Here is a 24,815-nt window from a genome sequence, read left to right on the forward strand (position 1 = left end):
GGGACAGCCATCGGAAGGACGGCGCCATGGACGGCCTCATGAACTGGATCGAGCGTCTGCTCGACGGCTCGCTGTTCGATGGCGGAATCTTCCTGATCATCGGCGTGGTCGGCGGCGTGCTGCTGCTGGTCTCGCTGCTGCTCGACGGCATCTTCGACGCGTTCGACTTCGGAGACGGCCCCCTGAGCCTGACGACGATCGCCGCATTCACCGCGATCTTCGGGTTCGCGTCGTTCGCGAGCGTCGGAGCCGGCATGTCGACCCCGGTCGCGACGATCGTCGGTGCCCTCTCCGGCCTGCTCGGCGCCGCGGCCGCCTGGTGGCTCTCCCGCGCGATTCGCGGAGCGGAGTCGAACACGGCCGTCAGCGGCACCGACCTCGTCGGCTCGACGGGAGCCGTCGTGCTCGCCATTCCCGCGAACGGCCTCGGCGAGGTGGCCGTGACGCGGCACGGCGAGCGGATCTCGCTCTCGGCCGCCGCCGAGTCGCCCGTGCCGCGCGGCGCCCTCGTGCGCGTCGTGCAGGTCGTCACCTCGACCTCCGTGCGCGTCGAGCCCGTGCTCCCCGAAACCCACGCCCAACCGTCAGACCGAACGGAGACGTAATGTTCCTCGCAAGCCCGGCGATCGTCGGCATATTCGGCGCGGTGATCGCCCTCGTGCTGATCGCTCTCGTCATCATCAAGCGGTATCGGATCGCGAAGCCGGATGAGGCGATCATCGTGACCGGAGGCAAGGGCAAGGAGGTCGTCGACGCCGCGGGCAACCGGGGCCGCGACCTGTCGGGGCAGAAGGTCGTGACGGGCGGCGGCGTCTTCGTCGTGCCGTTCGTGCAGAAGTCGTTCACGATCTCGCTGCGCTCGCGCCGGCTCTCGATCACGACGGAGGCGCAGACGACCGACGGCATCACGATGCAGGCCCAGGCGGTCGCCGTCGTCAAGGTCGGCGGAACGCAGGAGATGATCCGCGCGGCCGCGCAGCGCTTCCTCTCGAACTCGGATGAGATCGACGAGTCGACGCAGGAGGTGCTCTCGGGCTCCCTGCGATCCATCATCGGCGGGCTGACCGTGCTGCAGATCATCCGCGACCGCGCGGTCGTCGCGCAGAGCGTGCTCGAAGCCGCTGAGGAGGCCCTCACGAAGCAGGGCCTCGTCGTCGACACGCTGCAGATCCAGGAGATCCGCGACGGCGCCGACTACATCGCGAACATCGGGCGCCCCGAGGCGGCGAAGGTGCGCCAGGCGGCCGACATCGCCGAGACGAACGCGTACCAGGCGTCGCAGGAGGCGAAGATCGCGGCCGAGCAGGTGCTCGTCGACCGCAACCGCGAGCTGAAGCTGCGCCAGGCGGCGGTGCAGGTGGAGACGGACAAGGCGACGGCCCAGGCATCGGCGGCTCAGCCGCTCGAGCAGGCGATCCAGCAGCAGGCGATCGTCGAGCAGCAGCAGATCACCGCCCAGAAGGAGGTCGCGCTGAAGACGGAGCAGCTGAACGCCGACGTGCGCGCCGTCGCCGAGGCGGAGGCCTACCGGGTCGAGGCGCTCGCGAAGGCGGAAGCGGCGGCATCGGTGTCGGCGGCCGAGGGCCGCGCGAAGGCGGTGGAGCGCGAGGGCGTCGCGAGCCGCGTCGCGCGTATCGCCGCGGCCGAGGCGCTCGAGGCCGAGGGCCGCGCCGAGGCGGCCGCCCTCGAGGCGAAGGGTACGGCCGAGGCCACGGCCATCGATGCGCGCGCCCGTGCGCTCGAGACCCAGTCGCAGGCGGTGCTCGCCCAGGAGCTCATCCACCTGCTCCCCGAGATCGCGACGGAGTACGCGCGCGCCATCGGCGCGATCGAGCACATGACGGTCGTGTCGGCGGACGGCACGTCGAAGGTCGCCGGGGAGGCGATGGGCAACATCAAGGGTCTGCTGGAGATGGCGAAGGACACGGTCGGCATCGACCTCGCCGGGATGCTCAACGGCGCGGTGTCGGGCGGCGCGGCGGGCGCAGCCGCGGGCCGCGCATCGCGCGACGTCTCGGAGGGGCGTCGTGCCGAGCGCCGCGCCGACGATCGCGAGGAGAGCGCGTCGCGCCGGGAGCGCACCGCCGGAGACCACGGAGCCGGGTACGGCGACAGCGGATCCGCCGATCGGTTCGATTCCGCCGCCGAGTCGGATCGCGAAGCCCTGTCCGAGAGCGCGCGTCGTGCCGCGAGCAGCGCGGCGACCGCAGCGTCCGCGGCCGCCGATGCCGCCGACGGCGCGGCGAACGCGGCCGGCGACGCGGCGCAGTCGGCGGAGGACGCCGCCGAACGCGCGGCGGCGGCTCTCGCCGATCGGGCGCGAGGCTTCGCAGCGGGCTCGCAGTAGGCCTTCCGAGGCCTCTCTCGTGAACGGTGCAGAATAGGGGCATGCCCTCACGCAACCCGCAGTCGCTGACCTCGGAGGTCGACTCCGTGCTCGGGCCGGCGCCGGCGGAGTACGGGCAGCCCGAGGTGGTGGTGCTCCGGTTCCGGCGGCACGGGCGCAGGCTCGTGCTGCCGGTGCTGGTGCTCGTGGCGCTCGCGGCTGCCGGTGGCTACTGGATCGGCACGTTCGCGGAGGGCTGGATGAACGCGCTCGCAGCGTGCGGCGCGATCGTGCTCGCGCTGCTGCTGGGCGTCTTCCCCCTGCTGCGGTGGCTGACCTGGCGCACCACGGTCACTTCTCGTCGGGTGATCCAGCGACAGGGCGTGTTCTCGCGCCACCGCAGCGAGGTCTCCTTCGTGCGCACCCGCGAGGTGCGCACACGGCGCACGCTCGTGCAGCGCCTCTTCGGCTCCGGCGACCTCGACCTGTACGTCGGCGCCGAGCGCACGACGATTCCCGACGTGCCCGGGGTCGGGGTGGCGGCCGATGCGCTGCAGGAGCTCGTCGAGCGCAACTACGCGCACGCGACGCGCGTCGAGCGGAGACTGGCCGAGCAGCACCCGGTGTCGAACGTGGTGTTCACCGACCCGATGAGCTGAGGGGCGGGTCCGAGGAGTGGGGCGCGGTCGCGCGCGACGCCGCGTCCGCCCCGCTACGTCGTGCGCGCGATCAGCACGTCGATGAGGTCGCCCGCGAGCTTCACGAGGCGCGCGATCTCGTTCTCGTCACGATCCACCCAGCGGCACTCCGGGTCGCCGACCGGCACGAAGTTCTCGTGGCGCTCCCACACCATCAGCGTGCGCTCCGCGCCCAGCACGTACTGCTGCCACCACACCTGACGCAGGTACTGGCGGGGGATCGACCGCCACTCCTTGTTCGTCGTCTTGATCTCCGCGAGTTCGACGACGCCGGTGCCGCGAAACGCCAGCCCGTCGGGAGTCGCGAGATGCCTGAGATCGGTCTCGGCGTGGAACAGCGCCTGGCTGGGCTCGATCTCGTACTCGCGCAGCACCCACGACGCGATCTCGGGCTCACGGAGCTTGCCGTGCTCGGTGTAGACGTTGCCGCTGAACCGGCTTCCATGCAGCTTCTCGTGAGCTGCGGCTGCGATGGAGCGAGGAGTCGAGAGTTTCGCGACGTCGGTGGCGGTGATGCCGCGAGCGCGGGCTCGCATCCACGCCATGCGATCCGACCCGTCGGTCACGATGCGCTGGAGGTGGAGTGGAGCAGGTGCGAACACCCCTCCAGTTTCTCACGTCCCCGCACGCAGACGACGCAACTCGCTGAGAGGGAGCACGGCGGCGGTCTGCGACCGGTGCAGCGGCCGCGGTCATCGCGGCGCAGATGCAGGGATCGCATAGCTGCTCCATCGAAAAACGCTGGTTTCAGAGGTTTGGATCATGGAAAACGCAGGTGACGTGGCTATTCTGAAGCCCGGAGTTATCGAGGTCGGCTGAGAGGATCATCCCGAGCGTATGGAAGCACAAGGACTGCAGCGCGCGGACGGCAGCAAGATCCGCGCCCTGGTCGTCGACGACGAGGAATCGATCACCCAGCTCGTCGCGATGGCTCTGCGCTACGAGGGGTGGGAGGTCGAGACCGCCGCGACGGGGCAAGAGGCTCTCGACACGATGCGCTCGTTCGCGCCCGACGTGGCGGTGCTCGACATCATGCTCCCCGACTTCGACGGCATGCAGCTGCTCGCCCGCCTGCGATCGGCGGGGCAGATGTTCCCGGTGCTGTTCCTGACCGCACTCGACTCGGTCGAGGATCGCGTCAACGGATTGACGGCCGGAGGCGACGACTACGTCGTCAAGCCCTTCAGTCTCGAGGAGCTCATCGCCCGGCTGCGCGGTCTGGTGCGCCGCTCGCAGCTCACCCTCGCGCAGCAGCCGGACCCGGTGCTGCGGGTCGGGGATCTGACGCTGAACGAGGACAGCTACGAGGTGGAGCGCGCGGGCGAGCCGATCACCGTGACGAACACCGAGTTCGAGCTGCTGCGGTATCTGATGCGCAACCCGAACCGCGTGCTCTCGAAGGCGCAGATTCTGGATCGCGTCTGGGCGTACGACTTCACCGGCAAGTCGACCGTCGTCGAGCTGTACATCTCGTACCTGCGCAAGAAGATCGACGCCGGCCGCGTGCCGATGCTGCACACGGTGCGGGGCGCGGGCTACATGCTCAAGCCGGCGGCTTGAGCATCGCAAGAGCATCGCTCTTGCGCAGCCCGCGGCGCGGCTTCGCCGCGGCTCACGGAGCGCAGCGAGGAGTGGCGGGCTACATGCTCAAGCCGGTGGCTTGAGCATCGCTTTCGTTGAAGGAGAACATCTCTGCCTGACACGTGAAGCGAAGGCGGGATCGGGGCTGACGGTTTGCTGGTCGGGTCTGGCAGCAACCGCGGCGAAGCCGCAGTTGCCGGAGGCAAGCCGGCAGCCCCGATCCCGCCTTTGCGTTCCCAGAGGTGAACTGGTAGAGTCTCCCGTGGCCCAAGACCGCCGGTAGGATCCGCGAGGATCCCGGAACGTTCGCGAAAGCGAAGACCTGCGCAGGTGCAGAACTCCTTGAGTACGGGATCTCGATCCCGGTCTTCTGAAGCTCCGTGCATGCGCGCCGGAGCTTTTCTCGTTTTCGGGAGTCCCGAACGAATCGCTCCGAGCGGCGCGGCCCCCGAGCGGCAACCGCCGCGCGGGTACGACAAGTTAGGGAGCGCCATGGCTACGAAGGACGCTACGGTCACCGATCTTCAGCAGAAGTTTGAAGAGTCGAACGCCGTTCTGCTGACTGAGTACCGCGGACTTTCGGTTGCTGAGCTGCGGGAACTCCGCGACGGCATCCGCGAGCACGCGACGTACGCTGTGGCGAAGAACACGCTGACGAAGATTGCGGCCAACAACGCCGGGATCACCGCTTTCGATGACGAGCTCGCCGGTCCTTCGGCTCTCGCCTTCGTGCACGGTGACACCGTCGCGGTCGCAAAGTCGCTGCGTGACTTCGCCAAGGCACACCCTCTTTTGGTGGTGAAGGCGGGCTACTTCGATGGCAACGCCATGACCGCCGCTGAGGTAGGCAAGCTTGCCGATCTCGAGAGCCGCGAGGTGCTGCTGGCCAAGGCCGCAGGCGCCATGCAGGCTGCTCTGGTCGGTGCTGCACAGCTGTTCGCCGCCCTGCCCGCCAAGGCCGCCCGCGGCTTCGGTGCGCTGCAGGAGAAGCAGGACGCGTAAGACTCGGCTCACGCCGGATCGGTTATACAACCCCGCCCGTGCGCTTCGCGCACAGGCACACATCAAGGAGAAACATTATGGCTAAGCTTTCCACCGAAGAGCTGCTCGAGCAGTTCAAGGAGCTCACCCTCATCGAGCTCTCCGAGTTCGTCAAGGCGTTCGAGGAGACCTTCGACGTCTCCGCCGCTGCTCCGGTCGCCGTTGCTGCTGCTCCGGCCGCCGCTGCTGAGGCCGTCGAGGAGAAGGACGAGTTCGACGTCGTCCTCGAGTCGGCTGGCGACAAGAAGATCCAGGTCATCAAGGTCGTGCGCGAGCTGACCGGCCTGGGCCTCGGCGAGGCGAAGTCGCTCGTGGAGGAGGCTCCCAAGAACGTGCTCGAGGGCGCGAAGAAGGAAGCCGCTGAAGAAGCGAAGGCGAAGCTCGAAGAGGCAGGCGCGGGCGTCAAGCTCGTCTGATTCGCTGTGATGGGGCTCACGCGCTGAGTCTCGTTTCCTGCGGGGGCAGGTTCACCGAGAGGTGAACCTGCCCTTGCTGTTTCTACCGGGAGCAACGCTGGAGTTCGCTTCCCGGAAGTGGTAATTTGAGGCGGCCGCACCGGTCGACCCAGCTCTCGAGCGTCGACTGCGGCGCAGCTCGCAGAAAGGATCCCCCGTGGCCCTTATCGCCCTGACGCTTCGACATGCGAGGCAGTACTGGCCCTTCATCGTCGCCGTGCTCGTGCTCCAACTGCTGTCGACGATCGCAGCGCTCTGGCTGCCGAGCCTGAATGCCCAGATCATCGATCAGGGCATCGCCCAGGGCGACACGGGATTCATCTGGAGCACCGGCGGCACGATGCTGCTGGTGTCGCTCGGGCAGGTCGCCACCGCGGTGATCGCCGTGTACTTCGGCGCGCGCACCTCGATGGGCGTCGGCCGTGACCTGCGCCGCGAGGTGTACCGCAAGGTCGACTCGCTGAGCACGCTCGAGGCCACGAAGTTCGGGGCGGGCACGCTGATCACCCGCGGCACGAACGACGTGCAGCAGATTCAGATGCTCGTGCTGATGACGCTGAACTTCATGGTCACGGCGCCCATCATGGCCGTCGGCGGCATCATCATGGCGCTCCGCGAAGACGCCGGCATGGCGTGGCTCGTCTGGGCATCGGTGGCGATCCTCGCCGTCATCGTGGGCTTCCTGGTGTGGATCCTCCTCCCGCTCTTCCGCACCATGCAGACGCGGGTCGATGCCATCAACGGGGTGCTCCGCGAGCAGATCATGGGCATCCGCGTCGTGCGCGCGTTCGTGCGCGAGAACTTCGAGGCGGATCGCTACGAGCGCGCCAACCGCGACATCACTGAGGTGTCGGTGAAGGTCGGCAACGTCTTCGTGCTCATGTTCCCGGTCATCATGATGGTGCTGCACTTTGCGACGGCCGCCGTGCTGTGGTTCGGCGGGCATCGCGTCGACGACGGCCTCGTGCAGGTCGGATCGCTCACCGCCTTCCTCCAGTACCTGCTGCAGATTCTGATGGCCGTGATGATGGGCGTCTTCATGACGATGATGATCCCGCGCGCCGTCGTCTGCGCCGAGCGCATCCGCGAACTCCTCGACACGCGCTCCACGCTCTCGTTCCCCGCCGAGCAGACCGTGGCCACCCCCGCATCGGGCCGCATCGAGTTCTCCGGGGTCACCTTCGGGTTTCCCGGCGCCGAGAAGCCCGTGATCACGGGGGCGAGCTTCACCGCCGAGGCCGGGAAGACGACGGCCATCATCGGGTCCACCGGTGCCGGCAAGACCGTGCTGCTGAACCTGCTGCTCCGGCTCTACGACCCCCAGGAGGGGGCGATCACCATCGATGGGGCTTCGATCGATGCGCTCACCCGGGCGCAGCTCGCCGAGACCGTGAGCCTCGTGCCGCAGCGGCCGTACCTCTTCTCGGGCACGATCGCCTCGAACCTCCGCTTCGGCCGCACCGACGCGAGCGACGAGGAGCTGTGGGAGGCGCTGCGCATCGCGCAGGGCGCCGACTTCGTGCGCGAGAAGGAACTCGGCCTCGACGAGCCCGTGTCGCAGGGCGGCACGAGCGTTTCGGGAGGTCAGCGGCAGCGCCTGTCGATCGCGCGGGCGCTCGTCGCCAAGCCGCGCGTGTACCTCTTCGACGACTCCTTCTCGGCGCTCGACGTCGCGACCGACGCGAAGCTGCGCGCAGCGCTGCCCGAGGCGACCGCCGGCGCGACCACCATCATCGTGGCGCAGCGCGTCTCGACCATCACCGAGGCCGACCAGATCCTCGTCGTCGAGGCCGGCGAGATCGTCGACCGCGGCACCCACACCCAACTGCTCGAGACCAGCGACGTCTATCGCGAGATCGTGCGGTCACAACTCGAATCGGCGGAGGCGGCGTAATGGCTCGAAAGCGATCCGCGGCGGAGGCGGCGCCGGCCGAAGACCTCGAGCTGCCCGACGACTACCAGCCTGACAACGACGACTGGACGGGCGGTCAGCCCGTGAAGAAGGCGAAGCACTTCTGGCCGTCGGCGAAGCGCCTCGTCGGGCTGCTCGCGCCGCACAAATGGCAGTTCGCGCTCGTCGTGCTGCTCGTGGTCGGGTCCGTGGTGCTGACCGTGATCGCGCCGAAGATCCTCGGCCAGGCGATGGACGTCATCTTCAACGGCATCCTGGGGAAGCAGCTGCCCGAGGGCATCACCCGCGAGCAGGCCGTCGAGGCGGCCCGCGCATCGGGCAACGACCAGTTCGCCGAAGTGCTGGCCGGGGCCGACATCGTGCCGGGGGCGGGAATCGACTTCGGGCTGCTCGGCCGGCTGATCCTCATCGTGCTCGGCATGTACCTCGTCGCGTCGGTGCTCATGTGGCTGCAGGGCTTCGTCTTGAACCGGCTCGTGATGAACGTCGTGTACCGGCTGCGCGCCGACATCGAGGCGAAGATCAACCGCCTGCCGCTGAGCTACTTCGACGGGCGGCAGCGCGGCGACGTGCTCTCGCGCGTGACGAACGACGTCGACAATATTCAGCAGGCGCTGCAGCAGGCGCTCTCGCAACTCGTGCAGTCGCTGCTCATGGTGATCGGGATCGCGGCGATGATGTTCATCGTGTCTTGGCAGCTCGCTCTGATCGCCCTCATCGCCCTGCCGCTCTCGGGCATCGTCGCGGGCGTCGTCGGCGTGCGCGCCCAGAAGCTCTTCGTCGCCCAGTGGAAGCACACGGGCGACCTGAACGGGCACATCGAGGAGTCGTTCACGGGTCACGAGCTGGTGCGCATCTTCAACCGCGACGCCGACATGCTCGACGAGTTCGACCGCCGCAACGAGGGGCTCTACGGCGCCGCGTACCGCGCGCAGGCGCTCTCGGGCACCATCATGCCGGCGATGCAGTTCGTGCAGTATCTGAGCTACGTGCTCATCGCCGTGGTGGGCGCGCTCCGCGTGACGGGAGGCCAGATGACCCTCGGCGACGTCACCGCCTTCATCCAGTACTCGCGCGAGTTCTCGCAGCCCATCGCCGAGATGGCCGGCATGGCGAACATGCTGCAGTCGGGCGTCGCCTCGGCCGAGCGCACCTTCGAGCTGCTCGACGCCGACGAGCAGGACGCCGACACGGCGTCGGAGCGGCTGCCCGAGCGCACGAGCGGCCACGTGCAGTTCGAGGGCGTGGCCTTCAGCTACGAGCCGTCGCAGCCGCTGATCGAGGGGCTCTCGCTCGAGGCGCGCCCCGGGCACACCGTCGCGATCGTCGGGCCGACGGGAGCGGGCAAGACCACGCTCGTCAACCTCGTGATGCGGTTTTACGAGCTGAATCGCGGGCGCATCCTGCTCGACGGCGTCGATATCACCCACCTGGCGCGCGCCGAGCTGCGCAGCCAGGTCGGCATGGTGCTGCAGGATGCCTGGCTCTTCGAGGGCACCATCCGCGAGAACATCAGGTACGGCCGGCTCGACGCGACGGACGACGAGGTGGTCGCGGCCGCCGAGGCGACGATGGTGGATCGGTTCGTGCGGCAGCTGCCGGAGGGCTACGACACCGTCATCTCGGAGAACGGCTCCTCGCTGTCGGCGGGGGAGCGGCAGCTGCTCACGATCGCTCGCGCCTTCATCGCGAACCCATCGCTGCTGATCCTCGACGAGGCCACCTCGTCGGTCGACACCCGCACGGAGGTGCTGGTGCAGCAGGCGATGCGCGCGCTGCGGGCCGACCGCACCTCGTTCGTGATCGCGCACCGACTGTCGACCATCCGCGACGCCGACACCATCCTCATGATGGAGCGCGGCAGCATCGTCGAGCAGGGATCGCACGAGGAGCTGCTCGCGCGGCGAGGCGCGTACTACGCGCTGTACCAGGCGCAGTTCGCCGGTGAGGATGCCGAGGAGAGCGCCGGGCTCGACGCCGGCGCGGGCGCCGGATCCATCGCGTCGGCCGGGCACGAGGAGCCCGGCCGCTGAGCGAGCGCTGACCGGTCGGCTCGCGGGTGCTGACCGGTCGGCGCGCGGTCGGGGCACGGTCAGCGCGCGGGAGCAGGAGTCGGCGCGCGGGCGCGTACCGAACGAGGCGCAACGTCGGGTAGACTGGTCTGGCTCCCCACGTGGCGCTATCTCAGGGAACTCCCCCAGGTCGGAAACGAAGCAAGGGTACCTGGGCTCTGGCGGGTGCGTGGGGAGTATTTTCGTCCCCCCGGGGCGGCGGGTGCGCATCGAGCGCGAGCCCGTCGGCGGAGAGTACGATCGGTGCATGCACTCTTCTGAGGGAGCGGCCGTAGTCGGAGCGGGCCCGAACGGGCTCGCCGCAGCGGTCACGCTCGCACGCGCCGGCGTTCCCGTGACGGTGTTCGAAGCCGCGGAGACGATCGGCGGGGGCACGCGCACGACGGAGCTCGTCGAGCCGGGAGTGCTGCACGACGTCTGCTCGGCGATCCATCCGATGGCGCTGGCGACCGGGTTCTTCCGAGCGTTCGAGATCGAGCGGCGCATGGAGTTCGTGGTGCCCGAGGCCTCGTTCGCGAACCCGCTCGACGGCCGTGCCGGGGGCGGGTCGGATCGCGCGGCGATCGCCTACCACGACCTCGACCGCACCGTCGCCGAGCTGGGCCGCGACGGGAGCGCGTACGGGCGCTTCTACCGTCCGCTCCTCGCCCGCATGCCCGATGTGCTCGACTTTGCGCTGGGCGGCGGCATGCTGCGCTGGCCGGCCCCCCCGATCGCCGCCGCCCTCACCGGGCTGCGCGCGCTCGAGCAGGGCACGCCGCTGTGGAACCTGCGGTTCCGCGAGGCGGCGGCGCCGGCTCTGCTCTCCGGCGTCGCGGCGCACAGCATCGGACGGCTGCCGAACCTGGCGACCGCCGGGGTGGGGCTGGTGCTCGGCGCCCTCGCCCACACGGTGGGGTGGCCGGTGCCGGTCGGGGGATCCCGCGCCATCACCGATGCGCTCGCCACCGATCTGCTGGCGCACGGGGGTCGGATCGAGACCGGGCATCCGATCGACGACATCCGCGAGCTCGGCGCGTACCGCGTGCGCCTCTTCGACACCTCCGCCCGCGGGCTGGAGCGAATCGCCGGGTCGGCGCTGCCGGCGCGGTACCGGCGGGCGCTGCGGCGCTTCTCGTACGGCGACGCCGCGACGAAGGTCGACTTCGTGCTCGACGGGCCGATTCCGTGGAGCGACCCGCGGGTCTCCCAGGCGCCCACCGTGCACGTCGGCGGCAGCCGGCCCGAGCTCGCGGCCTCGGAGCGGATCGTCGCCTCGGGCGGGCACCCGGCGCGCCCGTACGTGCTGCTCGCGCAGACCGCGGAGTTCGATCCCGGGCGGAACGCGCCCGGCGTCAACGCCGTCTGGTCGTACACGCATGTGCCCAGCGGATCGACGGTCGACATGGCCGAGCCGGTGATCCGGCAGATCGAGCGATTCGCCCCGGGGTTCCGCGACCGGATCCGCGCCGTGCGGGTGACGACGGCCGACGAGATGTCGCGCTACAACCGCAATTACCACGGCGGAGACTTCAGCGCGGGGGCCATCACCCTGCCGCAGCTCATCGCACGGCCCACGGTGTCGGCGGATCCGTGGCGCACCCCCGGCCGGGGCATCTACCTCGCGTCGTCGTCCACGCCGCCCGGCCCCGGAGTGCACGGACTGAGCGGCTGGTACGCGGCGAAATCGGTGCTGCGGCACGAGTACGGGCTGCCGGAGCCGGATCTGGGTCTGCGGTAGCTCCGGCCCCAGCCGGAATGTCGGAGGCCGCCGGTAGCATGGTGTCGTGGTTGCCGCACTCTATCGCCGATACCGGCCAGAAGCCTTCTCCGAGATGATCGGGCAGTCGCAGGTCACCGAACCTCTGATGACGGCCCTGCGCACCGGTCGCATCGGGCACGCGTACCTGTTCAGCGGGCCGCGCGGGTGCGGCAAGACGACCTCGGCGCGTATTCTCGCCCGGTGCCTGAACTGCGCCGAGGGGCCGACCGATTCGCCGTGCGGCGTGTGCGAGAGCTGCGTCGAGTTGAGCCGAGACGGGGGCGGATCGCTCGACGTCGTCGAGATCGACGCGGCGAGCCACGGCGGCGTCGACGACGCCCGAGACCTGCGCGAGCGCGCGGTCTTCGCCCCGGCCCGCGATCGCTTCAAGATCTTCATCATCGACGAGGCGCACATGGTGACGCCCGGCGGCTTCAACGCGCTCCTCAAGATCGTCGAAGAACCGCCGCCGCACGTGAAGTTCGTCTTCGCGACGACCGAGCCCGAGAAGGTCATCGGCACGATCCGCTCGCGCACTCATCACTATCCGTTCCGCCTCATCGCGCCCGGCACGCTCATCGACTACGTGCAGTCGCTCTGCGACAGCGAGGGGGTGCAGGTCGAGCCCGGCGTGCTTCCGCTCGTCGTCCGCGCGGGCGGCGGCTCCGTGCGCGACACGCTCTCGATCCTCGATCAGCTCATCGCGGGGTCCGAGACCGCACTGGTCACGGCGGAGCGCGCCGCGGGCCTGCTCGGTTTCACGCACGCCGAGCTGCTCGACGACGCCGTCGCGGCGCTCGGCGCGCACGACGCCGCAGCGGCGTTCCGGGCCGCCGACCGGGTGGTGCAGACCGGGCAGGATCCGCGGCGCTTCGTGGAGGATCTGCTCGAGCGCCTCCGCGACCTCATCGTGGTGAACGCGACGACCGTGGACGGCGCGGCCGCGATCTTCCGCGGCGTGCCGCAGGATCAGCTCAGCCGCATGTTCGAGCAGGCCCGCGCCTTCGGGCGGGGCGAGCTGTCGCGCATCGCCGACGTGGTGAGCGGGGCGCTCGACAAGATGGCGGGCGCCACCGCGCCTCGGCTGCAGCTCGAACTCATGATCGCCCGCGCGCTCGTGCACGCCCCCGACGCCGGCGCGGGCGCAGCCCCCGCCTCCGTGCCGCAGGCCGCCCCGGCCGGTGCCGGGAACTCGGGCGCCGTGCACGCCGACGCCGGCAACCCGGGTGCTCGGAACGCGGGGGTTCGGAACACCGGCGCCGGCAACGCGGGTGCCAGCAGCGCAGGCGCCAGCGATGCAGGCCCGGGCGCTCCGGCTCCCGCGCCGCAGCACGAGTCCGACCCGCTCGCCGCCCTCGCTGCAGCCCGAAGCGCAGCCACGGAGCACACCGCGCCGTCTGCCGCGCCGACTGCCGCGCCGTCGGCGGCTCAGGCCCCCGCGACGGGCCCGTCGGCGCCGAACGCCGCCCAGACCGCAGCCTCGATCCGCGAGTTCCTGAACCAGGATGCGCAGGCGGCGCAGCCCGCCGATACCGGGGCGACGCCGCAGACCGGCCCCGGAGCAGCTGCCGGTGGGCAGCCCACCGGCACGCCCGCGCCTCTGCCGGCTGCCGACCACGCCTCCGAAGGCGGCGGTGCGCCGCACCCGAATGAGGGCGCGGCGAAGTTCGGCCGGCCGATCTCGGCAGTGCTGAGCTCGGCGCAGATCGAGAGCATCGGCAGTGACGCTCCTGCGCCGCAAGCCCCGACGCCGACGGCACCGGCTCCCGCGGCACCGGCTTCCTCGGCACCGGCTTCCGCCGCGCCGGAGCGCGGAGCGGCGGCGCCCACTGCGACCCCCGGCTCCGGGTCGTCCGAGACGCCGATCCCCGGAGGAGCACCGGGCCCCGAGTCCGACGCCGCACCGGCAGCCGACGCCGAGCCGACCGGCGGCGACGGCGCCGAGTCCGAGGCATCGGCCGGCGGGTACGAAGACCTCATGGAGGTGTGGCCCGACCTGCTCGAAGAGCTGCTCGAGCTCGACCGCGATGCCTGGAACGCCGTGCGCGTCGTCGCGCCGCTCGCGCTCGACGGCGACGTGCTCACGATCGGGCTCTCCTCCGAGTCCGATCTCGCCGCCTTCAAGTCGACCGGCGCGGGCCCGCTGCGCGAAACCATCCTCTCCGCAGTCGGCATCAGCGTGAAGTACAAGCCGAAGCGCATGCCCGCAGGCGAGGCCGCACCCGGGCACGGGGCCGCCCGCGAACCCTCCGCCGGCGCCGACGCAGAGGAGCCCCATCAAGCGGGGTCCGCACGCACCTCCGCCGCAGCAGCCCCGACGGCCCCGTCCGCCGCACCGGCGAATGCGGCCGGCGCCGCTGAGGCCGCACCAGACGCCGACGATCCGATGGTGCGCGCAGCGGCACGCCTGAGCGGCCTCGGGCCCGCACTCGCCGCACCCGCCTGGGCCGACCCCCAGCCCGATGCGGCTCCGGCACCGACGCGCGGCGGCGCAGCAGCTCCCGCGTCCTCCCCGGGGCTATCCGAATCGGCGCGCAGCGCCACCCAGTCCGACGGCACGGCGCCCGAGGTGAGCCCGCCCGCCGCCGTGGCGCCTGACGTCGCGGCAGCGCCGAGCGGGGCCGACCTCGACGGCGCAGCGGCGCCGGGCGGGCCCGACCCCGACGCGGCGGCGGCGCCGGGCGGGACGGGCGCGGGGGAAGCGGCGCCGCGCATCCCCGACCCCGCGGCATTCGGAGACCCGTACGCCGATGATCCCGGCGACGGCCCCGACGATGCGGGGGAGGGCGACCCGTACGCGGGCGCTCCCGGCGGCCCGGCCTCGGTTCAGCCCGATCCGACCGCCGCCGATCCGACCGCCCCCGCTCCGGCCGCCCCCGCCCCATCTCCGACCGCCCCCGCCCGGCCTGCGGCACCGATCTCGGCACCGGAGCCCGCCGAACCGGCGGCATCGCCCGCGTCTCCAGCTCCCCAGACGGCCCGACCCGCGTTCACGCGGTACGGCGAGGCCGTCGTGCGCGAGGTGCTCGGGGCGCGATTCGTCGAGGAGCGGCCGCTGCCGCAGCGATGAGCGGCCCAGCAGTCTCGCGACTAAGGTGTGTGCTGAACGGCGCATGTCACGTCGTCAATCCGAGGAGGACCTAGCGTGTACGACGGCATCGTCCAAGACCTGATCGACGAGTTCGGCCGGCTCCCGGGCATCGGCCCGAAATCGGCGCAGCGCATCGCGTTCCACATTCTGCAGACGCAGAACTTCGACGTGTCGAAACTCGCCGAACTGCTGAGCGAGGTGCGCGAGAAGGTGCGCTTCTGCGAGGTGTGCGGCAACCTCACCGAGCACGAGCGCTGCTCGATCTGCCGCGACCCGCGGCGAGATGAGAGCCTCATCTGCGTCGTCGAGGAGCCGAAAGACGTCGTCGCGATCGAGCGCACCCGGCAGTTCCGCGGGCTCTACCACGTGCTCGGCGGGGCGATCAGCCCGATCGACGGCATCGGGCCCGACGATCTCAGCATCCCGGCGCTCATGCGCCGCATCGGCGAATCGCAGGTGCAGGAGGTGATCATCGCGACCGACCCCAACCTCGAGGGGGAGGCCACGGCCGCGTACCTCTCGCGCCTGCTGACGGCCATCGAGGTGCCGGTCTCGCGACTCGCGTCGGGCCTGCCGGTGGGCGGCGACCTCGAGTTCGCCGACGAGGTGACCCTCGGCCGCGCCTTCGAGGGCCGACGTAAAGTGGAGTAACCCGGTGACATCAGCCGAATACGGGTTCCGGTAGACTGAGCGTTCGGCTCGGATATTCAGGAGGAACCCGCGTGGCGTTGATCGTGCAAAAATTCGGGGGCTCGTCCGTAGCCGACGCTGAGAGCATCAAGCGCGTCGCCAAGCGCATCGTCGAAGCTCGCCGCGGAGGCAATGAGGTCGTCGTCGCCGTCAGCGCGATGGGAGACACCACCGACGAACTGCTCGAACTCGCCGACGCGTGCACGCCGATCCCGGCGCCCCGAGAACTCGACATGCTGCTCACCGCGGGCGAGCGCATCTCCATGGCGCTGCTCGCCATGACGATCAAGGGGATGGGCATCGAAGCGCTCTCCTTCACCGGCAGCCAGGCCGGCATGATCACCACGGCCGAGCACGGATCGGCGAAGATCGTCGACGTCACTCCCGGCCGGGTGCGCGAGGCGCTCGACCAGGGGGCGGTGGCCATCGTCGCCGGCTTCCAGGGCTTCAGCCGCGATTCGCGCGACATCACCACGCTGGGCCGCGGCGGATCCGACACGACCGCCGTCGCACTCGCCGCCGCCCTCGGGGCAGACGTGTGCGAGATCTACACCGACGTCGACGGCATCTTCACGACCGACCCCCGCGTGGTGCCGCTCGCGCGCAAGATCGACGCGATCACCGCGGAGGAGATGCTCGAACTCGCGGCCTCCGGCGCCAAGGTGCTGCACCTGCGCGCCGTCGAGTACGCCCGCCGCCACGGGGTCGTGCTGCACGTCCGCTCCTCGTTCTCCGATGAGCCGGGCACCATCGTCTACGACCCCGCAAAGGGGCATCCGAAGGGAGATCAGGTGGAAGAGCCGATCATCACTGGAATCGCCGCAGAGAAGAGCGAGGCGAAGGTCACCGTCGGCGGCGTTCCCGACATCCCGGGCAAGGCCGCTCAGATCTTCGAGATCGTCGCGAAGACCCACGCCAACATCGACATGATCGTGCAGAACGTCTCCGCTGCGCAGACGAACCGCACCGACATCTCCTTCACCGTGCCGCTCGGCGACGGCCGCAAGGTGATCGAAGCGCTCGAGGCGGAGCGCGAGCAGCTCGGCTTCGAGAGCCTCCAGTACGACGATCAGATCGCGAAGCTCGCGGTCGTCGGCGCCGGAATGCGCACGAGCACCGGAGTGTCGGCGCAGCTCTTCCGCGCGCTCTACGAGGCCGACATCAACATCGAGATGATCTCCACCTCCGAGATCCGCATCTCGGTCGTCACCCGTGCCGACCTCCTCGACAAGGCGGTCCGCGTGCTCCACACCGCATTCGGGCTCGATGCGGAGACCGAAGCGACGGTGTACGCCGGCACCGGCCGGTAACCCCCCTCAGCGAGACACAGAACAGGATTTCGAAACACATGGCTGCACAGCAGGGTCTCTCGGTCGCCGTCGTCGGCGCGACCGGTCAGGTGGGCGCGGTGATGCGCCGCTTGCTCGAAGAGCGCGACTTCCCGATCGCGAGCATCCGATTCTTCTCGAGCGCCCGCTCGGCCGGATCCACGCTCGCCTTCCGCGGTGAGGACATCGTCGTGGAAGACGTGGCGACCGCCGACAAGAGCGGAATCGACATCGCGCTCTTCTCGGCGGGCGGAGCCGCCTCGAAGCAGTACTCGCCCGAGTTCGCGGCCGCCGGCGCGATCGTCATCGACAACTCGAGCGCCTGGCGGCTCGACCCCGATGTGCCGTTGGTGGTGAGCGAGGTGAACCCCCACGCGATCGCCGAGGCGCGCAAGGGCATCATCGCGAACCCGAACTGCACCACGATGGCGGCGATGCCCGTCATGAAGGCGCTCGACGCCGAGGCGGGCCTCGAGCGTCTCATCGTCACGACCTTCCAGGCCGTCTCGGGCTCGGGGCTCGTCGGCGCGCGAGAGCTCGCCGGTCAGGCGGAGGCCGCGGTGCGGTCGGGCAACCTCGAGCAGCTCGTGCACGACGGCTCGGCCGTCGACTTCCCGGCACCCGAGGTCTACACGAAGACGATCGCCTTCAACGTGCTCCCGCTCGCCGGGTCCATCGTCGACGACGGGGAGGGCGAGACCGACGAGGAGAAGAAGCTCCGCAACGAGAGCCGCAAGATCCTCGAGCTCCCCGACCTCCGGGTCGGGGGCACCTGCGTGCGCGTGCCCGTGTTCACCGGTCACTCCCTGTCGATCAGCGCAGAATTCGAGCGGCAGATCTCGCCGGATCGCGCACGCGAGGTGCTCGGGGCCGCTCCGGGCGTCGAACTCAGCGACGTGCCCACCCCGCTCGAGGCCGCCGGCAAGGATCCGTCGCTCGTGGGGCGCATCCGCGCCGACCAGTCGGCCCCCGAGGGCCGCGGCCTGACGCTCTTCATCTCGAACGACAACCTGCGCAAGGGCGCCGCCCTGAACGCGGTGCAGATCGCGGAGCTCGTCGCTCAGCAGCGCACGGTCTGACCGCGCGCACGCCTGTCGCGGGCGCAACGGCGAACGGCCCCGGGAATCGGTGATACCGAATCCCGGGGCCGTTCGCGCGTCTCCCGTGCGAGCGCGCGCTACGCCGATTCGAGGGTGAGCAGCGACGCCTCCGGTCGGCAGGCGAACCGCACCGGCGCGTAGATCGAGTTGCCGAGACCCGCGCTCACGTTCAGGAAAGCGGCGCGGTGCGCATCGAACCAGACGCTCAGGCCGCGCGCCTGCTCCGTCGGAAGGTCGCAGTTCGCCGTGAGCGCTCCGACGCCCGGCACGCGCACCTGGCCGCCGTGGGTGTGCCCGGCGAGCATCACGTCGGATCCGGCCGTCAGTAGCGCTCCCAGGGCCTCCTGGTAGGGCGCGTGCACCACTCCGAGGCGCACGGGCGCAGACTCGGCGGATGCAGCATCGGCGGCTGCAGCGTCGACGGCTGCAGCGTCGACGGCCGCAGAGTCGACGGCCGCGCCGTCCATTGCGCCGCCCGCCTTCGCGGGTGCCTCCGAGAACGTGCGGGCCGCCGCGGCGCGCATGCGGTCGGCGTCGTCGTACCCGATGTGCGGGTCGTTCAGGCCGATGCACTCGAAGCGCGTGCCTCGGATCGTGAGCTGCGCCGCGCTGTTGTTGAGATCGATGGCGCCCAGGTCGGTGAGCCCGCGCGTGATCGCGGCGTTGTCGAGATCGGGGGTGCGAGTGCTGCGCCGGCTCGACTCGACGAGGTACTTGAGCGGGTTCTTGAACAGCGGGCCGTAGTAGTCGTTCGACCCGTGCACGAACACGGTCGGCGTGCCCTCCACGACGGGGCGCAGCGCGTGCAGCAGTGCCGGAAGGGCCTCGCGGTGCCCCATGAGGTCGCCCGTCAGCACCACGAGGTCGGGGCGGAGCTCCGCCAGGGAGCGCACCCAGTCGACCTTCTGCGCCTGCCAGGGGGCGAGGTGCAGATCCGAGAGCTGCAGCACCCGAACCGGCGTGCGCGACTCCGGCAGCACCGGCAGCGTGTGCCGGCGCAGCGTGAACAGCCGGCGTTCGATCAGCGTGGACCAGGTCAGTACGCCGACGGCGGCCGCTCCGAGAACGGCCGCCGTCGAGCGTGCGGGATGCAGTGCCAAGCTCAATCCTTCTTGCTGCAGGCGAGGGTGAGTGTGACGGTGTCGCTGCGGTTCGCCTCGCTGCCGCTGTCGGGGCTCACCGACACCACCTTGTTCGACTTGGGGTTCGAGCTGCTGCCCGTGCCGCAGGCGAACTCCACGCTGCCGAACCCGGCGCCGTTCAACGCCGACTTCGCGTTGTTGCCCGTCTGGCCGACGAGTCCGTCGGGAATCTTCGAGGCCTTGCCGTTGCTGCGGTAGAGCGTCACGCCGGCGCCGAGACCGGCCGATGCGCCCGCCTCCGGGTCGGTGCGGGCCGCACGGCCCTCGGACTCGCTGGAGTCGACCTCTCCGCCGTCGCTCACCGAGAAGCCGAGCTGCGTCAGCATTCCCGTCGCCTCCTCGAACGTCTTGCCCTTCACATCGGGCACCGTGACCATCGTCTGGCGGATCGCGGCCTCGTCGGGCTGGGGGAACGGATCCCCGCCGTACTTCGCATCGGCGGTGTTCATGATGGCGGGCCAGATCGTCTGATCGGCGTACATCAGGTTGCCGAAGCCCATCGTCGATACGCGGGAGCAGCTGTCGGGATTGTTGGGGTCGGAGCAGTACGGGTCGGCGTTGCCCACCCAGGTCGCGGTCGCGACCTTCGTGCTCGCCCCGACGGTCCAGTTGTCGATGACGTCATCGGTGGTGCCCGTCTTCGCGAGGTGCGGCACACCGGTCGACGACAGCGCGTGGTCCGCGAGCCCGCGGGTCACCGCGTTCTCGAGCGCGAAGGCGACACCGGCGGCTACTTCGGGCGCGATGGCCTGCGAGCACTCGCTCTTCGTGAAGGGCACCTGATTGCCCGCGTCGTCGACGATCGACTCGATCGGCACGGGCGTGCAGACGGTGCCGTCGCCGGCGAACGCGCCGTACGCCGCGGCCATCGTGATGGGGGCGATCTCGTCGACGCCGCCGTACGTGTTCGAGGGCACCATCGAGAGGTCGCGCGGGCTGTTGGTGAGCGTGGGCACCTTCGTCTTGCCGAGCTGATCCGGCGCGACCATCCCCTGATCGATCTCCTCCTGCGACCACACGGGCAGGTCGGAGGCGCGGTGGATGCCGAGCGCGCGGGCCGTCTCGAAGGTGCCGCACAGATCCATCTTCTGCTGCATCGAGACGATACCGCCGTTGATGGAGTTCGCGATCGTCGTCAGCACCGACTGATTGCCCTTGATGCCCTCGTTGTCGTTCGAGAAGTCGAACGTGCCGTAGCTGTACACGCCGTCGGGCATGCAGCTCGCCTGGAACGACTGCAGGGGCACGCCCTTGCGGCTGTTCACATTGACGATGTCGCGCACCGAATGGCCGGTGCGGATCCACTCGGCGAGGGTGATCGGCTTGAACGTCGAGCCGACCTGGAAGCCGCTCGAGCCGCCGAGCTCCTCATCCGTGTTGTAGTTCACGGTGGTGTACTCGGGGTGCTCCTTCAAGAACGACTCGGCGTTGTTGAACGGCCGGTTCTGCACCATGGCGCGCACCTTGCCGGTGCCCACCTCCACGCTGCTCGACGCCGAGCCGACCTTGATGCCCTCCATGAGCGCGGGCACCGTGTTGCGGGTCGCCTCGTTGCCGGCCGCCTGCATGTCGAGGTCGATCGTCGTGTAGATCTTGTACCCGCCGCGGCTGAAGTTGAACTCGCGCTCGGTGGGGGTGTCGCCGAAGTTGGGGTCGGCCTTGATGTACCGCTGCACGTAGTCGCAGAACGCGCCGAGCCCGTGGTTCTGCTCCGCGACGTTGCAGCCCTGCACGCGCGGCGTGATGTTCGGGGTCACCGGCGTCGCGAAGGCCTCGTCGTACTGGGCCTGCGTGATCTTGCCGTGGTTGAGCATGCTGCCGAGAATCTTGTTGCGCCGCTCGGTGTTCGCCGGAATGTTCTCCTCGACGTCGATCTGCAGCTCCGACGGGTTGTTCACGATCGCGACGAGGCTCGCCGACTCCGCGAGCGTCAGGTCGGCCGAAGTCTTGCCGTAGTAGTACTTCGCCGCCGACTCGATGCCGTAGATCTGGCGGCCGAACAGCGCGATGTTCAGGTACCCGAGCAGGATCTCGTCCTTCGGGTACTTCTTCTCGATGGAGATCGCGTACTTCATCTCCTTGAGCTTGCGATCCACATCCTGGCGCATCGCGTCCTCATAGGCCTCCTTCTGCGCCTCCTTGTCGGGGATCGCGATGGCCTCCTGGATGAGCACGTTGCGCACGTACTGCATGGTGATGGTCGAGGCGCCCGAGAGGTTCTGGCCCGCGGCGTTCTGCAGCACCGCTCGCGCCGTCGAGAGCACGTCGACACCGCCGTGGGTGTAGAAGCGCGGATCCTCCTCGGCGACCGCCGCATCCTTGACGAACTGCGGAATCTGATCCCAGCTCAGCGTCTCGCGATCCTGATCGTAGAACGTGGCGATCTCGATCTGCTTGCCGTCGTTGGCCGTCGCGTAGATCGACGACGGCTCCGCGAGCTTGCCGGGATCGAGATGGTCGGGGAGGCTCTCGAAGATGCCGACCGCCGATTTCGTGGCGGTGCCGCTCAGGGCCACGACCGGGGTCACCGCTGCGGTGAGGAGCACGCCGGCGATCACGCTCATGGCGAGCGCGCCGAGGAGCCCCGCGAGGGCCCCTCCTGCGGTGCGCGGTTTCTGCGAGCGCACGCGCGAAGACTGAGATGTCTGACGGGTCATAGAATCAAGGGTAAGCGACGTTGCTGACAAAACAGCAACGCGCCCGTCCGCGCTGCGACGACGCCGATCGTCGGCACGCGTGAAAGAACGTCAACCGAGGGAGATCCGCACGTGAGTGAATCCACCGAAGCCGCCCCGACCTGGGAGTACTTCGTGACGCCGCTGCTGCTGCACAACGAGGCGCAGATTCTGAACAACTGGGGCTCCCAGGGCTGGGAGCTCGTGCAGATCATCGAGGGCCCCGCCGGCGGCAACGTCGCCTATATGAAGAAGAGGAAGGCCTGACATGGCATCTGTGATCGAGGATCGACTGCGCGAACTGGGGTACGAGGTTCCCGAGGTGCCCGCCGCCGTCGCCGCCTACGTGCCCGCGCTGCGCGACGGCGACTACGTCTACACCGCCGGTCAGCTCCCGTTCGTGAACGGCGCGCTGCCCGAGACGGGCAAGGTGGGCGCGGGCGACGGGCTCGTGCCGCCCGAGCGGGCCGAGGAGCTCGCGCAGCTCTGCGCGCTGAACGCCCTCGCGGCGGCTCGCGGCGTGATCGGGTCGCTCGACAAGATCTCGCAGGTCGTGAAGGTGACCGCCTTCGTCGCGTCCGATCCGTCGTTCACCGGCCAGCCCGCCGTGGCGAACGGGGCCTCGATGTTCCTGGGCCGCGTCTTCGGCGACCTCGGCATCCACGTGCGCTCCGCAGTCGGCGTCGCGGTGCTCCCGCTCGACGCCCCCGTCGAGATCGAGTTCGTCTTCAAGGTTGAGGAGTGAGGCGCAGCGCGCAGCGCTGACGTCTCACCCGCACCGGCACCCGCACGCGTCGGCGGGCACCGCGTCGACACGGCAGAGGCCGGGCACCCCATCCGGGGGCCGGCCTCTGTCGTGCGAGCGGCCCGCGGCGCAGACGCCGCGCCGCCCGATCAGGCGCCGCGTTCGCTGCGCACGCGATCCGAGATCGTCTGCATCACCGAGGTGTCGGCGAGCGTGGTCGTGTCGCCCACCTCGCGCCCCTCCGCGGCGTCCTTCAGGAGCCGGCGCATGATCTTGCCCGAGCGGGTCTTCGGCAGCTCGGAGACGATGAAGATCTGCCGCGGCCGGGCGATCGCGCCGATCTGCGCGGCGACGTGCTTCTTCAGCTCGGGTTCCGCGTCTTCGAGCGACAGGATGCTCTGCTGCGTCTTCAGGATCACGAACGCGACCACCGCCTGACCGGTCGTCTCGTCGTCCGCGCCGACCACCGCCGACTCGGCTACGGCGTGGTGCTCGACCAGCGCCGACTCGATCTCAGCGGTGGAGAGGCGGTGGCCCGAGACGTTCATGACGTCGTCGACGCGGCCGAGCAGCCACACGTCGCCGTCGTCGTCGAGCCGGGCGCCGTCGCCGGCGAAGTAGCGGTCGCCGAACTTCGCCCAGTACGTGTCGATGAACCGCTGATCGTCGCCCCAGATCGTGCGCACCATCGACGGCCAGGGGCGCTGCACCACGAGCAGGCCGCCTTGCCCGTTGTCGACGGGCTCGCCGTCCTCCCCGACGACCGCCACCGAGATGCCCGGCTGCGGCACCTGTGCGCTGCCCGGCTTCAAGTGCGTAAGGCCCGGCAGCGGCGAGATCATGATCGCGCCCGTCTCGGTCTGCCACCAGGTGTCGACGATGGGCGCCGAGCCGGCGCCGATGACCTCGCGGTACCAGCGCCAGGCCTCCGGGTTGATCGGTTCGCCGACCGAGCCGAGCACCCGGATCGACGAGAGGTCGTACTGCTCGGGCACCTGGCGGCCGACCTTCATGCAGGCGCGGATCGCGGTCGGCGCGGTGTAGAAGATCGTGACGCCGTACTTCTGGATGATGGACCACCAGCGGCCCCAGTCGGGCGTCTCGGGGGTGCCCTCGTAGATGACCTGCGTCGCGCCGTTCGCGAGCGGCCCGTAGACCACGTAGCTGTGGCCCGTGATCCAGCCGATGTCGGCCGTGCACCAGTACACGTCGGTCTCGGGCTTCAGGTCGAACACGTCGCGGTGCGTCGTGGAGACCTGGGTCAGATAGCCGCCCGAGGTGTGGAGGATGCCCTTCGGCTTCCCCGTGGTGCCCGAGGTGTAGAGGATGAAGAGCGGGTTCTCGGCCGGGAAGCCCTGGGGCTCGTGCTCGCCGTCGAACGCGGTGATCTCGCGGTGCCACCACAGGTCGCGATCCTCGTCGAAGGCCACCTCGTTGCCGGCGCGCTCGACGACCAGCACGCGGGTGACGGTGCTGCCGCCGCCGTGCAGCGCGAGCGCATCGTCGACGGTCGGCTTCAGCGCCGAGACGCGGCCCTTGCGCCATCCGCCGTCGGCCGTGATCACGAGCCGCGCCTCAGCGTCGTCGATGCGGGCGCGCAGGCTCTCCGCGCTGAACCCGCCGAACACGACGGAGTGCGCGGCGCCGAGCCGTGCGACGGCGAGCATCGCGACGACGGTCTCGGGGATCATCGGCATGTAGATGGCGACGCGGTCGCCCGCCTCGACGCCGAGGCTCGTGAGCATGTTCGCGGCCCGCTTCACCTCGTGGGTGAGCTCCGCGTAGGTGAGGGTGCGGGTGTCGCCCGGCTCGCCTTCGAAGTGCAGTGCCACGCGGTCGCCGTTGCCAGCGGCGACGTGACGGTCGAGGCAGTTCGCCGCGACGTTCAGCTCGCCGTCCTGGAACCACTTCGCGAACGGCGGGTTCGTCCAGTCGAGCACCTCGGTGAACGGTTTCGTCCACTGCAGGTTCTGCGCCTGCTCCGCCCAGTACCCCTCCGGATCCTGCGCGGCCCGCCAGTAGACGGACGAGTCGGCGACGTTCGCCTGGTCGCGGAACTCGGGACTCGGAGCATAGGTCTCCGGGGTCGCTCCCTCGGGGAGGTGGTGGCTTTCGATACTGCCGGTCTGATCGCTCATTGACGCCCTTATCTTCGATCGATTTCCGGGGCGATCGCTCGCACCCGGCCCCCTTCAGTCGCGCACGGGGTCCGTAACAC

19 protein-coding genes and 1 other RNA gene are annotated in these 24,815 nt (G+C 69.9%); 16 read left to right on the forward strand and 4 right to left on the reverse strand.

Annotated elements, in window-relative coordinates; all coding sequences use genetic code 11:
- Positions 1-26 precede the first annotated feature (26 nt).
- The 3 genes from BLT44_RS05780 to BLT44_RS05790 are packed head-to-tail and all read left to right on the forward strand — an operon-like array spanning position 27 to position 2,985.
- Positions 27-605, forward strand: a complete 579-nt coding sequence (locus BLT44_RS05780; protein ID WP_010155003.1) for a hypothetical protein — start codon at positions 27-29, stop codon at positions 603-605.
- Positions 605-2,347, forward strand: a complete 1,743-nt coding sequence (locus BLT44_RS05785; RefSeq protein WP_244887467.1) for an SPFH domain-containing protein — start codon at positions 605-607, stop codon at positions 2,345-2,347. The genes BLT44_RS05780 and BLT44_RS05785 overlap by 1 nt, the downstream gene beginning before the upstream one ends.
- A 41-nt stretch (positions 2,348-2,388) precedes the next feature.
- Complete coding sequence (locus BLT44_RS05790) at positions 2,389-2,985, forward strand: PH domain-containing protein (protein WP_010155001.1); 597 nt, start codon at positions 2,389-2,391, stop codon at positions 2,983-2,985.
- A 53-nt stretch (positions 2,986-3,038) separates the two neighbouring features.
- Here the strand turns inward: BLT44_RS05790 and BLT44_RS05795 are convergent, their stop codons facing one another.
- Complete coding sequence (locus tag BLT44_RS05795) at positions 3,039-3,569, reverse strand: YqaJ viral recombinase family protein (protein ID WP_143026091.1); 531 nt, start codon at positions 3,567-3,569, stop codon at positions 3,039-3,041.
- Positions 3,570-3,861: 292 nt separating this feature from the next.
- Between BLT44_RS05795 and BLT44_RS05800 the strand changes: the two genes are divergently transcribed.
- The 11 genes from BLT44_RS05800 (at position 3,862) to BLT44_RS05850 (ending at position 18,014) form a co-directional block, all read left to right on the forward strand.
- A complete protein-coding gene (locus BLT44_RS05800; RefSeq protein WP_010154999.1) occupies positions 3,862-4,584 on the forward strand; it encodes a response regulator transcription factor in 723 nt (240 codons plus the stop codon).
- Positions 4,585-5,097: 513 nt separating this feature from the next.
- Positions 5,098-5,607: a 50S ribosomal protein L10 gene (gene rplJ, locus BLT44_RS05805; protein ID WP_010154997.1), complete on the forward strand. Its 510-nt coding sequence runs from the start codon at positions 5,098-5,100 to the stop codon at positions 5,605-5,607.
- A 77-nt stretch (positions 5,608-5,684) separates the two neighbouring features.
- Entirely contained in the window at positions 5,685-6,062 is a 378-nt protein-coding gene (rplL, locus tag BLT44_RS05810; protein ID WP_010154996.1) for a 50S ribosomal protein L7/L12, read from the forward strand.
- 196 nt (positions 6,063-6,258) lie between these two features.
- Positions 6,259-7,995, forward strand: a complete 1,737-nt coding sequence (locus tag BLT44_RS05815) for an ABC transporter ATP-binding protein (RefSeq protein ID WP_010154995.1) — start codon at positions 6,259-6,261, stop codon at positions 7,993-7,995.
- On the forward strand, positions 7,995-10,046 hold the full coding sequence (locus tag BLT44_RS05820) for an ABC transporter ATP-binding protein (RefSeq protein ID WP_010154994.1): 2,052 nt from the start codon (positions 7,995-7,997) through the stop codon (positions 10,044-10,046). Before BLT44_RS05815 ends, BLT44_RS05820 begins: the two co-directional genes overlap by 1 nt.
- 127 nt (positions 10,047-10,173) lie before the next feature.
- An RNA gene (gene ffs / locus BLT44_RS05825) (signal recognition particle sRNA small type) lies at positions 10,174-10,270 on the forward strand.
- A gap of 62 nt (positions 10,271-10,332) precedes the next feature.
- Complete coding sequence (locus BLT44_RS05830; RefSeq protein WP_029608046.1) at positions 10,333-11,805, forward strand: phytoene desaturase family protein; 1,473 nt, start codon at positions 10,333-10,335, stop codon at positions 11,803-11,805.
- Between the two features lie 46 nt (positions 11,806-11,851).
- Positions 11,852-14,896: a DNA polymerase III subunit gamma and tau gene (locus tag BLT44_RS05835; protein WP_083351972.1), complete on the forward strand. Its 3,045-nt coding sequence runs from the start codon at positions 11,852-11,854 to the stop codon at positions 14,894-14,896.
- 75 nt (positions 14,897-14,971) lie between these two features.
- Positions 14,972-15,568 carry a recombination mediator RecR gene (recR, locus tag BLT44_RS05840; protein ID WP_010154988.1) on the forward strand — a complete coding sequence of 199 codons (597 nt, stop codon included), beginning with the start codon at positions 14,972-14,974 and terminating at the stop codon, positions 15,566-15,568.
- Between the two features lie 71 nt (positions 15,569-15,639).
- Entirely contained in the window at positions 15,640-16,917 is a 1,278-nt protein-coding gene (locus tag BLT44_RS05845; protein ID WP_010154987.1) for an aspartate kinase, read from the forward strand.
- A 38-nt stretch (positions 16,918-16,955) separates the two neighbouring features.
- Positions 16,956-18,014: an aspartate-semialdehyde dehydrogenase gene (locus BLT44_RS05850; protein ID WP_010154986.1), complete on the forward strand. Its 1,059-nt coding sequence runs from the start codon at positions 16,956-16,958 to the stop codon at positions 18,012-18,014.
- Between the two features lie 98 nt (positions 18,015-18,112).
- On the opposite strand, the gene BLT44_RS05855 is transcribed toward BLT44_RS05850, so the two are convergent.
- Positions 18,113-19,135, reverse strand: a complete 1,023-nt coding sequence (locus tag BLT44_RS05855; protein ID WP_010154985.1) for a metallophosphoesterase — start codon at positions 19,133-19,135, stop codon at positions 18,113-18,115.
- Positions 19,136-19,137: 2 nt separating this feature from the next.
- A complete protein-coding gene (locus tag BLT44_RS05860; RefSeq protein WP_010154984.1) occupies positions 19,138-21,804 on the reverse strand; it encodes a transglycosylase domain-containing protein in 2,667 nt (888 codons plus the stop codon).
- Positions 21,805-21,945: 141 nt separating this feature from the next.
- Between BLT44_RS05860 and BLT44_RS15220 the strand changes: the two genes are divergently transcribed.
- Entirely contained in the window at positions 21,946-22,119 is a 174-nt protein-coding gene (locus BLT44_RS15220; protein ID WP_010154983.1) for a DUF4177 domain-containing protein, read from the forward strand.
- A gap of 1 nt (position 22,120) precedes the next feature.
- Positions 22,121-22,597 carry a RidA family protein gene (locus BLT44_RS05870; protein ID WP_010154982.1) on the forward strand — a complete coding sequence of 159 codons (477 nt, stop codon included), beginning with the start codon at positions 22,121-22,123 and terminating at the stop codon, positions 22,595-22,597.
- Positions 22,598-22,746: 149 nt separating this feature from the next.
- Here BLT44_RS05870 and acs read toward each other — a convergent pair whose 3' ends face one another.
- Entirely contained in the window at positions 22,747-24,735 is a 1,989-nt protein-coding gene (gene acs, locus BLT44_RS05875) for an acetate--CoA ligase (protein WP_010154981.1), read from the reverse strand.
- Between the last annotated feature and the right edge of the window lie 80 nt (positions 24,736-24,815).

Origin of the sequence: Leucobacter chromiiresistens, from assembly GCF_900102345.1 — a bacterium.
Lineage (GTDB): Bacteria > Actinomycetota > Actinomycetes > Actinomycetales > Microbacteriaceae > Leucobacter > Leucobacter chromiiresistens.

Coding starts and splice junctions, on each gene's coding strand:
- BLT44_RS05780 (WP_010155003.1), top strand. CDS start 27: ATGGACGGCCTCATGAACTGGATCGAGCGTCTGCTCGACGGCTCGCTG.
- BLT44_RS05785 (WP_244887467.1), top strand. CDS start 605: ATGTTCCTCGCAAGCCCGGCGATCGTCGGCATATTCGGCGCGGTGATC.
- BLT44_RS05790 (WP_010155001.1), top strand. CDS start 2,389: ATGCCCTCACGCAACCCGCAGTCGCTGACCTCGGAGGTCGACTCCGTG.
- BLT44_RS05795 (WP_143026091.1), bottom strand. CDS start 3,569: ATGGCGTGGATGCGAGCCCGCGCTCGCGGCATCACCGCCACCGACGTC.
- BLT44_RS05800 (WP_010154999.1), top strand. CDS start 3,862: ATGGAAGCACAAGGACTGCAGCGCGCGGACGGCAGCAAGATCCGCGCC.
- rplJ (WP_010154997.1), top strand. CDS start 5,098: ATGGCTACGAAGGACGCTACGGTCACCGATCTTCAGCAGAAGTTTGAA.
- rplL (WP_010154996.1), top strand. CDS start 5,685: ATGGCTAAGCTTTCCACCGAAGAGCTGCTCGAGCAGTTCAAGGAGCTC.
- BLT44_RS05820 (WP_010154994.1), top strand. CDS start 7,995: ATGGCTCGAAAGCGATCCGCGGCGGAGGCGGCGCCGGCCGAAGACCTC.
- BLT44_RS05830 (WP_029608046.1), top strand. CDS start 10,333: ATGCACTCTTCTGAGGGAGCGGCCGTAGTCGGAGCGGGCCCGAACGGG.
- BLT44_RS05850 (WP_010154986.1), top strand. CDS start 16,956: ATGGCTGCACAGCAGGGTCTCTCGGTCGCCGTCGTCGGCGCGACCGGT.
- BLT44_RS05870 (WP_010154982.1), top strand. CDS start 22,121: ATGGCATCTGTGATCGAGGATCGACTGCGCGAACTGGGGTACGAGGTT.
- acs (WP_010154981.1), bottom strand. CDS start 24,735: ATGAGCGATCAGACCGGCAGTATCGAAAGCCACCACCTCCCCGAGGGA.